Annotated in this window: 10 protein-coding genes and 1 riboswitch; of the genes, 1 reads left to right on the top strand and 9 read right to left on the bottom strand. The window is 43.6% G+C overall.

Annotated elements, in window-relative coordinates; all coding sequences use genetic code 11:
* Positions 1-103: 103 nt before the first annotated feature.
* The 9 genes from AC58UW_RS28565 to AC58UW_RS28605 all read right to left on the bottom strand — a co-directional run bounded on the left by AC58UW_RS28565 (position 104) and on the right by AC58UW_RS28605 (position 11721).
* Positions 104-1666: an extracellular solute-binding protein gene (locus tag AC58UW_RS28565; protein WP_497423950.1), complete on the bottom strand. Its 1563-nt coding sequence runs from the start codon at positions 1664-1666 to the stop codon at positions 104-106.
* 120 nt (positions 1667-1786) lie between these two features.
* Complete coding sequence (locus AC58UW_RS28570) at positions 1787-4096, bottom strand: glycoside hydrolase family 95 protein (RefSeq protein ID WP_497423951.1); 2310 nt, start codon at positions 4094-4096, stop codon at positions 1787-1789.
* Between the two features lie 737 nt (positions 4097-4833).
* The gene (locus AC58UW_RS28575; protein ID WP_497424001.1) at positions 4834-5655 is read right to left on the bottom strand and encodes a carbohydrate ABC transporter permease; all 822 of its coding nucleotides are present in this window, start codon (positions 5653-5655) and stop codon (positions 4834-4836) included.
* Positions 5656-5745: 90 nt separating this feature from the next.
* A complete protein-coding gene (locus AC58UW_RS28580) occupies positions 5746-6663 on the bottom strand; it encodes a carbohydrate ABC transporter permease (protein ID WP_497423952.1) in 918 nt (305 codons plus the stop codon).
* Positions 6620-7699: an ABC transporter ATP-binding protein gene (locus tag AC58UW_RS28585; RefSeq protein ID WP_497423953.1), complete on the bottom strand. Its 1080-nt coding sequence runs from the start codon at positions 7697-7699 to the stop codon at positions 6620-6622. The genes AC58UW_RS28580 and AC58UW_RS28585 overlap by 44 nt, the downstream gene beginning before the upstream one ends.
* 13 nt (positions 7700-7712) lie before the next feature.
* The gene (locus tag AC58UW_RS28590) at positions 7713-8588 is read right to left on the bottom strand and encodes an HAD family hydrolase (protein ID WP_497423954.1); all 876 of its coding nucleotides are present in this window, start codon (positions 8586-8588) and stop codon (positions 7713-7715) included.
* A 115-nt stretch (positions 8589-8703) separates the two neighbouring features.
* On the bottom strand, positions 8704-10017 hold the full coding sequence (locus AC58UW_RS28595; RefSeq protein WP_497423955.1) for an ABC transporter substrate-binding protein: 1314 nt from the start codon (positions 10015-10017) through the stop codon (positions 8704-8706).
* A gap of 202 nt (positions 10018-10219) precedes the next feature.
* Positions 10220-10852, bottom strand: a complete 633-nt coding sequence (locus AC58UW_RS28600) for a glycerol-3-phosphate responsive antiterminator (protein WP_497423956.1) — start codon at positions 10850-10852, stop codon at positions 10220-10222.
* A gap of 26 nt (positions 10853-10878) precedes the next feature.
* Positions 10879-11721: a metallophosphoesterase family protein gene (locus tag AC58UW_RS28605; RefSeq protein ID WP_497423957.1), complete on the bottom strand. Its 843-nt coding sequence runs from the start codon at positions 11719-11721 to the stop codon at positions 10879-10881.
* A 247-nt stretch (positions 11722-11968) separates the two neighbouring features.
* Positions 11969-12097, top strand: a riboswitch (SAM riboswitch).
* A gap of 98 nt (positions 12098-12195) precedes the next feature.
* Between AC58UW_RS28605 and AC58UW_RS28610 the strand changes: the two genes are divergently transcribed.
* A complete protein-coding gene (locus AC58UW_RS28610; protein WP_497423958.1) occupies positions 12196-12663 on the top strand; it encodes a hypothetical protein in 468 nt (155 codons plus the stop codon).
* The last annotated feature ends 139 nt before the right edge of the window (positions 12664-12802 follow it).

Genomic DNA, 12802 nt, shown 5'->3' on the forward strand with positions numbered 1-12802 from the left:
TTGTCAAGCCCCCACCTCTAACGTTTATCGAACATAATACGCCTAAGAAAAAAGAGACTTGTCCGCCGATTGCGGGGACAAATCTTTTTTCTTTGCATTGAAATTAGTTTATGTTTTTGGAAACGATAGCCCCATTGCCCTTCTTGTAACGCTCAGTCGCTTCTTTCAGGATATCGTTGCCGCCTTTCGTTTTGTACTCCTCAATCACTTTCGGCCAATCTGAGATTGGTTCCTTGCCGTAAATCATTTTAATCATATGATCAATAATTAATTTAGGTCCTACATCATCGCCGGCAGGAGCTACATCCGGGTACTTCGAGAATGATTCAAGCTGCGGTACAAACCGGATAGAACCCAAACCTTCTTTGGAAACAATCGTATCTAAATACTTGATCATGTCGCGTCCGTCCGCAGACATCTCTTCTTTGGCTTTATTGTAGACTAGATCGTGTACAAACCAGAACATACCGCGGAACTGATCCTCTTCAATAGCTGAAGTTTCCGTTGGAGGAGTGAATTTGATATTGCCATTCTCGGTTGTATAAGTCTCTCCTTCGATACCGAATGAGAAATATTTCTCAGCTTCCGGAGTTAGCATCCATTCAAAGAATTGAATAATCTGGATCGCTTTCTCCTTCGAAGCCTTGTTATTAATGTAATAGGAAGTACCTACACTGGAATAGAGGAAATGTCCACCGACGTTTTCCGGTCCGCGAGGAGATGATATGATCTCAATTTTCCCATCTGGCACGAGGTTCTTCAATTTATTGCGGTAACCAGACAAGCTTTGGGCATTAGCTGACCACATACCTACCTTACCAGCTTCGATATTCTTATTATAATCGGTCGCGCTGATAGATGCGAAATCTTTCGGAATTAATCCTTCGTCAAACATCGTTTTAAAGGTTTGAAGCGCTTTGGTCATGTTCTCCACATCGAAGAATTTCGGTACGACTTGATCTCCCTTGACTTCGAATTGAGCAGGAAGCACATCGTAAGCTCCTAGAATCGTATCTGCGTACTTGAAGTTTTCGCGCATTTGATACGGGTTCTCTACCCCGTTGGCTTTCAGCGCTCGCATCAGCGTCATAAATTCATCAACCGTTTTCGGTGCAGGCAATCCTGTTTTTGCAAGCAGATCCGCTCTAATGAAGGTCGCACGGCGGGAAGGATTGGAAAGCCACGATGGAATACCGTAGATTTTGCCGTTAAAGCTGGTTTCTTGCCACGCTTCCTTTGGGACCGCTTTCATTATGTTTGGAGCATACTGCTTCAGCAAATCGTCCAAAGGCATGAACACCCCGGCTTCTACGGAGCCTGACATCCCTTTGGTCGTAGCGCCCCCAACATTTTGGACCACATCCGGAATATCATTGGAAGCAAACATCAGCGACATTTTTTGGTCAAAATCCTTGAGCGGAATCATGCGGAGGTCAAGATCTACATGCGTAAGCTCCTCCAGCTTTTTCACCCATTTTTCCTTATTTACATCTGCTGTTTGCTCCGCATATTTGAAACCGCTTGTCGTCATGGACATGGAAAACTTTTGAACTTCATCTTTTTTGGCTGTATCGCCAGACTTTGGATTCGTTGCTCCGTCACCACAGCCCGAAAGTGCGCCAGCTGTCAAAACCAGGGTTAATGCGATAACCATCCCTTTTTTCATTCGTTTCTGCCCCATTCTCTATCATAATTATCCGTCGGAACTGGATACCTACATCTTACCCTTCCTTGGATTGATGAGGAATGTGTTTTTTAACAATGGTGTTGTGTTTGTGTTAACACTTTATTGTGCAATTACTCGATAAACGCTGCCTGGCTGCACCTTGAAGCTCGTTAACTGTTCCCCATTGGAACGGGCGATCTCCTGATCGTTCAAAACAACGACAATCGGCAATGAGGCGCGAATCGTGCAACTATCATCCCGTGATGCCTGAATCGTCGCCTCGTTTAATTGCCCTTTTTCCCAAGCCAGATCAACAACATAACCGCCCTGCGCTCTCAAGCCTTTGATGGAGCCTAGATCCCAATCTCCAGGAAGAGCTGGCAGCAGATTAAGCTCGCCCATGTGACTCTGGAGCAGCATCTCGGCTATACCTGCCGTCGCTCCGAAGTTCCCGTCAATCTGAAACGGCGGATGTGCGTCAAATAAGTTCGGATACGTTGATTTCTCAAATAGATTCAACACATAAGCCAGCGCAGAGTCACCATCTCCGAGCCGTGCGAACATGTTAATGATCCAAGCGCAGCTCCAACCCGTATGTCCTCCCCCGTTAGACAGTCTGCTTTGCAGAGTCATCTTTGCGGCTTCGGCAAGTTCCGGCGTTGTATGAATGTCAATCTGTCTGCCAGGATGAAGCGCGAATAGATGGGAGATGTGCCGATGACCAGGTTCAGCTTCCACGTATTCCTCCATCCATTCCATTAACTGGCCATTAGCTCCGATCTGCGGCTGTGGAAGTTTCCCCATCCGGTCCGCCAATTGATCACGAAACGATTCATCGCAATTCAACAGATGGCTGCTGTTTATGCAAGCTTCGAACAAGGCATGAACGATCTGTGAATCCATGGAAGGTCCCATGCACAAAGTACCTCGGAGCCCATTGGGCAATAGGAAACTGTTTTCCGGAGAAATAGAAGGTCCTGTTACCCACGTTCCATCTGGGGCCTCCGTTAAATAATCCATGAAAAACTCTGCTGCTTCTTTTAAAATAGGATACGCCCGCTCACGTAAGAATTCCTTATTCCCTGTATAAGCATAGTGTTCCCATAGATGAAGGCTTAGCCACGCTGCACCCATCGGCCAAAGGACGCTGGTTGCGAGAATGCCCTCAGGACGGGTTTCGGCCCATATATTCGTATTGTGATGGGCGACGAATCCTCCGCATCCGTAAAGCGTCTTCGCCGTTATTCTCCCTTTGACTCTCATTCTTTCAACGAGGTCAAACAGCGGTTCATGGCACTCCGATAATCCGCAGACCTCAACCGGCCAATAATTCATTTGCGTATTAATGTTAATCGTATATTTAGACTCCCACGGAGGTGTGAAGCTATCATTCCAGATCCCTTGCAAATTGGATGGAAGACTGCCAGGACGGGAACTCGCAATGGTCAAATAGCGGCCATACTGAAAGTATAACTCAGCCAGCATCTTTCTATGCTTCGAGCTCCCCTCTACGACGGCTTTCATTAGTACGTCCGTTGCCAATGGCTCCTCCTCATTCGAAGCAGACAAGCTAAATTGAACACGGTCAAATAACGTTTGGTAATCGTCAATGTGCCTTTGTTTTAGCTCCGAATACGCGTAGGCTTCTGCTTTCTCAAGCTGACGCAAGCAGGCTGCCTCAGGATCAGCCTCTCGGAAGGTACTGTTAGCCGCAAACAAAAGCGTCACTTCAGAAGCGCCTTCTACGGAAATAAAATCGCCAATCGTCTGAATAACGCCGTCAGAAGCCTTCGCTTTAAGCACTCCGCTAAATGAAACACCGTCTTTGCCGCATTCTCCATTCATCACAATGCTGTCCGAAGTCCTTGCATAACTGTCCCCTTCATAAGGACGCCGGTTCAAATTCACACAGAAGGTTAGACCGCCAGGCTTGCTGCAAGTCATATGAATCGCCATTACCTGATCCGGATAGCTTGTGAATATTTCCCTGCTATAAGTCGCATCACCAATATTGAAGGCTACTCGAGCTATACCTGTCTGCAAGTCCAATTCACGAAGATAGGAGTGCGTGTCCCCCTTCAAATCAGTGAAAAACAGCTTCATCTCCCCAAGAGGCTGGTACGGATTATAATATTTGGGTGAGGAAAACATGGACATCCTCGCTAGATAGGTCGCTTTCTCCACGTCCCCGTCAAAAAGCAGCTTGCGAATGTGAGGGAGCTGCTGGAGCGCATCCGGGTTTTCCCCATCTTTCGACCCGCCGTACCAGATGGAGTCTTCGTTAAGCTGAATCTTCTCCTCCTTGACCTGGCCAAAAATCATTCCGCCTAATCGGCCGTTTCCTACCGGCAACGCTTCCGTCCACTGCTTAGCAGGCTCCCGATACCATAATTTGAGCTCCTTATTTTCCCCATCTTTGTGAGTTCTCATAATGACTCCTTGTCAACATAGATTTTTGAGCACGACAACACGCGTTGCCTTGAATCCTTTCGAAGCGTCCGAAACGCCCCATCCTTAAAGATAGCTTAACAAAACCCAAACGCGATATGTTTTGCCTGATTACGATAAAATGTTGCTGTATTATGATTTCAGCTTGAGGCACCATCGTGAAAATGACTGATAAATAGGAAAAGAGGCTCTTCCAGCAGTCATCAAATGACCGAGGGAGAGTCTTTGGGGGACTTTTGGCAGCCCCCTTATATTAACTGGAAATACTACCGTTATTTAATTGATTTATACAGCTACAGGGTGAATAAATGGAATTTCTCCTGCTAATGGGGACGATTGAGCCAGGAGGTAGGGGAGTTGGCGTGGATTAACGGGATTTTTTCCAGTTATTTGTATTTCCAAGGGGAAATCCCTTGAAATAACTGGAGTTTTTCCCGCTAATCGCTGCAGCAGCATAAAAAACCAACAAACTAGACTGCGGAGGAGTTGTTAACTCCTCCCACCCACCCCCATCCTCCCGCGGATGGGAACTTCAGGCAGCCCAGCCCCGCTATTCGCAGAAATAGCGGACTGTAGTTCCACCAAGATGGCTAGCCAGCCAACTTAGCTCTGGGTCGAACCTCCCACCAAACTCCGCTGTATCGCCGAGTTTCCACCCATACAGAAAAAGGCATGATCCCATAGGATCATGCCTCTTTCTGTATCCAATTCACAACGGATTATTTTACCCCTGTATACACAAAAGCACGAATGATATGCCTTTGGGCAAAACAGAAAGCAATTAAAATTGGAGTTACCAGGATCATATTTCCAGCCATAAGCACGTTCCAATTAGCGACCCCTTCTTCTTCCCGGATCCTTGCAATCCCCAAAGGCAACGTTCTCGCAACGTCATCTGTCGTCATCACAAGCGGCCAGAAGTAATCGTTCCAGTGAGCAATAAAGCTGAACAAGGCAAAGGTCGCAAGTACCGGCTTAGCCATAGGCACCATTAATTTAATAATAATTTGCCACTCTTTGGCGCTATCGAGACGTGCGGCTTCAACCAGTTCTTCCTGCACCTGTTTAAAGGACTGCCTCAAGAGGAAGATGCCGAAGGCGCTGGACGCAAAGGGAAGAATAAGGGCAAGATGCGTATTCAGCAGCTTCCATGTACTCAACTGTAAATATACGGGCAAGAAAATTAATTGTGACGGGATCATTAAGGTCACCATCACCATGCCGAACAAAATGCCCGATCCCTTAAACTTATAGCGAGCAAAGGCATATGCCGCAGGAATAATCGTAAGCATCTGCAAAGCTAGAATACTAATTGAGATAACAATACTGTTCGAAATATAGTGTAAAAACGGACCAGATCCCCAAGCTCTTGCATAATTGCTCCAAATGAAGTGCTTTGGAATCCAATTAGGCGGAAAAATCATCGTTTCTGGCAGCGTTTTAAGAGAAGTAGAGAGCATCCATACAAATGGCATGGCAAAAACAAGGACTAGAGCAATCATGCCAATCACGCTTATGGCACGGATGACATACTGCAACATTTTTGATGCGATTTCTTCTTTGCTATTTACATATAACAACGTACGATCAGCATCAATGGTCTGTTCAGCTTTCAATGGAATCACTTCCTTCTATTGATAATGCACGCGTTTGGACAACATTTTAAAGTAGATGATGGTTAGTACTCCGACAATGAACAGTAGGATGACTCCTGCCGCAGAAGCGTAACCGATTTTGAAGAACCGGAAACCATATTCATAAATGTAATAAACAAGCGTATTCGTTGTGTTGACCGGTCCCCCTTGCGTCATGATCGCGATCGTTTCGAAAACCTGAAAAGATCCGATCATATTGATGATCACCAGGAAGAAGATCGTAGGTGAGAGCATGGGAAGTATCAATCTGTAGAAAGTGGTCCAAGGTTTAGAGCGATCAAGAGCTGCCGCTTCGTAGATGTCTTTAGGTATGCTTTGCAGACCGGCAATAAATACCAAGGTGTTGTAGCCAAGCCCTTTCCAGACAGCAACGATAACTAATGAAATCAGAGATGTCTTTTGAGAGGAAAGCCAGGCGAGCTTAGCAAAACCAAACAAACCGATAAACCAGTTTAATAAGCCGTATTGCGGGTCCATCACCCAAGCCCAAATCATCGAAATGGATACCCAGGAAACAATATGCGGACTGAAGATTGCGCCCTGTACAAAACTTGAAAACATACTTGTTTTATTCAGCCACAGCGCCAAAAGTAAGGAGAGTCCGATGATGAACGTGACCGTTAAAACGGTGTAGATGGACGTATTTGTTATTACTTGTATAAATTCTTTTTCCGTTAAGAGATCTGTAAAGTTCTGCAACCCAACAAAATTCTTATTAGGGCTAATAAAATTCCAATCAAACATGCTTAGGTACACCATATAGATGATTGGATATATAAAAAATATTGAAAACACAGTAATGGCTGGAGCAACCATCGTATACGGACGCAGCTTTTCCCACATTGTCATATTAAACACCGCCGCCAGCAACAAGGATTCTCTCACGTTGTACATGTCTAGATATATCGCGAATTCTTTGACCATTTGAGTCAAAATAGTAAAGCTGATCATAAGGAATCAATGCTTTAATATGATCAGCCGTTTCCAAGGAGGTAAGGAAGGTCTTTACGAAAAACGTTCCCATGTTGGAATCGATTTGATAAATATTTTCTGCCCCTAGGCTTTCTCTCGTAATGATTTCTCCTTCTATTACAAAGCCATCTGTATAATCCTTCGGAGACATCAACACATGTTCAGCCCTGAAGCCGATATAGCCAATTTCCGAAGCCGTCTCCACATTCAACCCTTGTACATGACCATAATCAAAAATATTCATAGCCGGGGTACCGATAAACTGTGCTGTGAACATATTAACCGGATCATTATAAAGCTTCAATGGTGAGTCTGTTTGTAGAATAACACCTTTATTCATGACGACGATCTCATCACCCATCGACATAGCTTCCACTTGATCATGGGTTACATAAACAAAGGTACTGCCCAGTCTCTTATGAAGCTGAATCAACTCCGTTCTCATTTGGTTGCGCAGCTTAGCGTCCAGATTGGAGAGCGGCTCATCCAAAATAAATACCTTTGGCTTTTTGACCATTGCCCGGGCCAATGCAACCCTCTGACGCTGTCCTCCGGATAAGTTCTGCGGCTTTTTGTCCAGATGAGGAGTTAATGCGACGATTTCACAAATATCACGGATTAACGTCTCCCGTTCCATTTTGGGTACTTTTCTATTCTTGAGTCCGAATTCTATATTTTCACGTACGGTCATTGTTGGATATAAGGCATAGTTCTGGAATACCATGGCCACATCCCTGAGGCCTGGCTGTGTATCATTTACACATTTGTCACCAATCCATATTTGTCCTTCGGTCTGTTTTTCAAGCCCTGCAATCATGCGCAAGGTTGTTGATTTGCCGCAACCGGATGGGCCAACAAGAACAGTAAACGACCCGTCTTTGATCGTCAGATTCAGACCGCTGATAATCGTTTCGTCTTTATATTTTTTCCCAATATTGACTAATTGGATCTTTGCCATACGCTCATCTCCTTTACATTTTAACTGTATACGAATTCATAACTTGTTTATGTTCCTGAATAGCGTGCATCAGCTGCATTAATTCATCTAAGGAATGCAAGTGTAAGTCCCATTGCTTTTCGTCACCAGTCTGATAAGGAGTAATAAAACAGGTTCGGCCGCCGATTTGTTTGACAGGATATAAATCGTTCCACGGATTATCTCCAATCGACAAGATTTCATGAGGAAGATATCCTTCTTGCAGTAACGACTCGGTGAATTTTTTTATACCAAACGGTTTATCAGCACCACAATAGATTTCATTAAACATGTGGTGTATTTGCATATAGTGCAAAAATTCGATACCGGATTTTTCATACGTGTTGGTCATCAATATTTTTTTGTCTACAGCTGTCAAGTTCTGAATGGTCAGAAACAAATCTTTATGTAGTTCAAATTGATAAGGCTCAAGGAGCATTTCTTCACGAACGCGTTCAAAAGCAATTCTCATTTTTTCTTCAGATATCTTGTATTTAAAGCGGATTGCCCCAACAATCCCCCATGGATCCCCCATATAGATGAGATTGGAATCATAGAGAGATAAGGATCTATACTTCTCTGCAAACTCTTGCTCTTCAAGCGGGGTGCCCTTTGAAGTAAACCCTTGGACAAAGCTGCCAGCATGTTGGACAAGCACTACCCCATCTAATTTATGATAGAAATGACCTAGTTTTATCGGGTGATTACCGGATAATTGGTTTCTCGATGCTGCTATTGAGGCATCAATCTCCTCTTCCCACTCCGTACCTTCTAATAAATAGCGGATGTAACGGTCCATGAACGTATCTTCTTGGTAGAGCGTTCCATCCATATCAAAAATCACTACTTTAATGTTAGATAACCATTCCACAGGTAAGCTCAACCTTTCTTCTTGGTGATTTGAGAGCAAGCCAGCTTCCCGCTTCGATAGAAAGTTGCTGGCCTGCTCTCATGGAATGAACTGGGAGTCCTCCCCAGTCTGATGATTACTTACTCAACAATTTATTCGCTTTTTCCGCAGCCTCGTTCATGGCATCTTGCGGTTTTACATCTTTTTCAAGGATGGCTTTGGTCATGGCATCGATGATCGTTTTTGAAACTTCTGCGTAGGCATTAGCGTTCGGACGAAGTACAGCATACTGTAATTGATCGGAAGCTACTTTGTATTGTGGAAACTCTTTATAGTAGTTTTGCAGCTCATCACTTTGCAAAGCAGATAGACGGTTAGGCAGGTATCCAACATATTTATGTTGGTAGATCGTGTTTTCCTTAGATGTCATGAACTTCACAAACTCCCAAGTTGCTTCTTTTTCAGCGTCTTTCAGCTTGGATGTGATGGCCAATTGGCATCCGCCTGTTGGAACTCCATACGATTTATTAGCAGGCATAAAGTCGGTTGCCATTACAAAGTTATTCCCTTTAGCAACCTCTAAGCTTGCAGAAACGCCGGCTGTAGATCCGATTTTGAAAGCGGAAATCTGGTTGGTCCAGTCCTTCTCCGCATCCGCACCTGCTGTCTTCCCTACAGTAAACTTGATAAGACCGTCATCGGACATCTTCTTCCAAAACTCTACCGGTGCAACACCTTCAGCCGTGTTGAAAGTGGCTTTTTTCCCGTCCTCGCTTAGGACCTTACCACCGCTTTGAGCAACGAGCGCCTCATATTCCCATACGCCAACGGCCATCGTCAAAGGTGTCTTCCCTTTTGTTTTCAAAACGCGGGAATACTCCTCTAATTCCTTCCAGTTTTTCGGACCGGCAGGATCCAATCCAGCGTCTTTTAACATCGTGACATTTTTATAAAAGATCGGCGTACTTCTCATAAATGGAATCCCATATAGCTTGCCATCCACGTAGGCATTGCCCATAAGGCCTGGATTAAAATCCTTAATATTGACTTGCGCCTCATCCCTTGCTGCCAGAGGAGTCAAATCTACAAGCATGCCTGAGCGTGCGAAAATCCCGGTAGATGCAATTTCAAGGTCGAAAACAGCAGGTGCGTTCCCAGCAGCAAAGGCAGCTTGCACTTTCGCATGAAGATCATCGTAGTTCCCTTGGTTCGCTTGCTGAACTTCAATTTTGTTCTGTGACTCATTGAACTTTTTCACAAGGTTTTGTTTCGCTTCTTCAATTTTCCCACCGTTAGCTGTCCAATATTTAATAACGATTTTCTCTTGTGATGAGGAAGCCTTACTTGCCGAACCTGAAGCTGCCTTATCTCCTGCACCACCTGTTCCGCATGCTGATAGCATGATGACTGAGCTTACCGTAAGAATCGATACCAATTTTTTCTTAAACATTTGTAGTTCCTCCCAATTTTTTAGTATGAACCCATAAAGAAAGAAGCCTAAATTAACCGCCGACTTAAAGTCGGCCGCTAATCAGGCTTCTCCACTACTCCAACCTACTGCTATTTACTTGTCTGGCTTCATCATAATCGCTGAGTATTAAATGAGTGTTAAGTGGTTATTAATATTATGAAAATTCAACCAAGTTCAACCTTCATACAATATTCCGTATCATCTTATCTTCTGTGGTATAGATTTCTCGCCATAAATCCGATTTGGAGGCAGATACCGCCGTTGCTCCATGCTTAAACCCATCCATTACCTGGCTTCGCTCATACACCAAACCGCCTGTAATGATTGGAAGGGTAGTGAACTTCTTGATCTCCCCGATCATTTGTGGAATTCGCGCTGGCATAACCTCAATGATGTCAGGCTCTACTTGAGCAAGACTTTTGAATATGTTCTCCACCCCTTCCGTATCCACTAGGAAGAAGCGTTGAATGGTAAGTAAACCCATTTTTTTCGCTGTTTTTACAACATTCGTTTTCGTAGTAATGATCCCTGTGGGTTTAATCACTTTAGCTAAATAGTCCATACCATAAGAGTCGGTACTTAAGCCGCCTATTTTCTCCAAGTGAAGGAAGACAGGCAACTGGTGCTTATTGAACAAATCGACATAGCCTTTGATAACACCGATATGCCCCGTTAAGAGAAATACGCCGCTTAATTGGTTTTTAAGTGATAAGGCAATTTCAATTTGCTTTGGCTCCTTGATGGAAGCCACCATTCGGTGTGTGCTTAATCTTTCAAAAAACATTCCGCCTTCATCATTCATAAGCCTTTTCATCCATCAAGACCTCCCCTGATAAGAAACTATATTTGTTCCGCTTCTACTCGTAAAGAGACCGTGCATTCCCGATCTGAATCTACACCGCGTGCGGTAGGATTATGTCTAAAATGCTTCATATTGTTGTACAGCATCTCAACATTCCCTGTAAGAGCTGCATCCGTAAAATCAATGGCAGAAATACGAATCTCATCTTGATCAACGTCCACGATACGCAGTCCATGCTGATCTAGACAGGCAGATAGTTGAACAAATGTCCAGTTATTTTGCTTAACAATTGAATCAATATGGGTATGACCGTTAAAATAAATTCCTACGCCTTCTTTTTTGCTTAAAATCTTCATCATATCAATGCTTGGATGAATGGAACCTTTATCCTTATTGGAATTTGTTGTCGTATTATAGACGGGATGATGAGCAAAGACTAAGACAGGTTTCGTCCCAGATGCCGTGATGACATCTTCGAACCATTTCAATTGCTCTTCGTCAACCCAGCCTCCCCAATCCTCAAAATCCATTTCTTTGGCTGTATCTAGAAATACAAGCACGACTTTCTCGTTTGTTACTGCGTGATAGCGATCTTGTCCCGTAATTTCGAGAACTTCCCTTCTTGTTTGAGCATACAGATCATGATTGCCCAAAGCATGATAGAACGTTCTATCGCTTTCTCGCAACTGCGCATAAACTTCACGAAGCTCCGAGGAATGCCCATAATTCGTTAAATCCCCTAGAGAAATATGAGCATCACCATCTAATTCTAAAAAGCGTCCCAGTAAAGTTTGATAGAAATCATTACGTGCCTCTAACCACCCCGGAATTGTTTCGTCAATTGCGTGATAATGTAAATCTCCCATTACGACTAGCTTCATAAGATCTCTCCTTCGCTCACTTATAATTTGATGTTAGCAATCTCATAGTAATGATAATTAACTAGTATTAAGTGGGCTTACAATTTATTTATAAATTTTGTAAATATTTCACTTGATTTTTCCAAAAGATTTATGTAACCCCTTTTAATTTGGAAAATTATACAAATCCTTGCATTTACGAGACGTGAAATTCCTTGACAACAGAGTGCTTTATAGTAATATTGAACGTAATCGAATATATTGATTTTTCTTATCAAGAGTAGGTGGAGGGACTAGCCCGATGATACCCGGCAACCGACAAACCTTTGTTAACAAAGGAATGCACGGTGCTAATTCTTGCGGAAACGCTAATTTAAGCGAATCTGGGAGATAAGAGCGAGGATATGACTTTGAATTCCCATGACCTTTCTCTGTTTCCAGAGAAGGTCATTTTTGCATTTTCGAGCCATTACAGTTGTTTAAAGGAGTGACAAGATGCTGATCACGATGAATGAAACTATTATGCCTCCCCTTCATCATGCTTTGCTAAATTTAAAAATCAAGATTACTCGAATAGAATGTTTCCGATATGACGATGTGCTTATAGAAAAGCTGCAGCTTGGAAACGGGAACGATGCTATCTGCGGGCTAATTGCTATCTCGACAGATGCAGGAGTCGTTGGCTTCAGAGAATTTGCCATCCCTTCTAGCAGCTTGAAGTGCGATTTGACTACGTGGGTTGCTCTTTTTCAGCGGATTAAAGGTCTGACTTTGATCGAGAGTATGAACTATGCTGAGCGAAAACAAGAAGCGTGGGGACCCCTGAGATTAAATTTAATTGAGTCTGCATTATTGGATATAACTGGAAAACTAGAGCCGGCCGCACAAGACAGCAAGGATCAAACATATCTCTTGGATCGGGCATACTTATTCGACCATGCACAAGCGTATATCTCCTTTTAAGCATAAATTGACAATTAAAAAGTACTCATGTTAGATTGTATGTACTTATATGATAATAGAGCGACTTCCGACCTCCCCTGTGGGAATATAGACCGGAAGTCTTTTACCTTTTTATCACCTAACATGCATCGTTGAAAGG

Source organism: Paenibacillus sp. J22R160 (assembly GCF_059692135.1).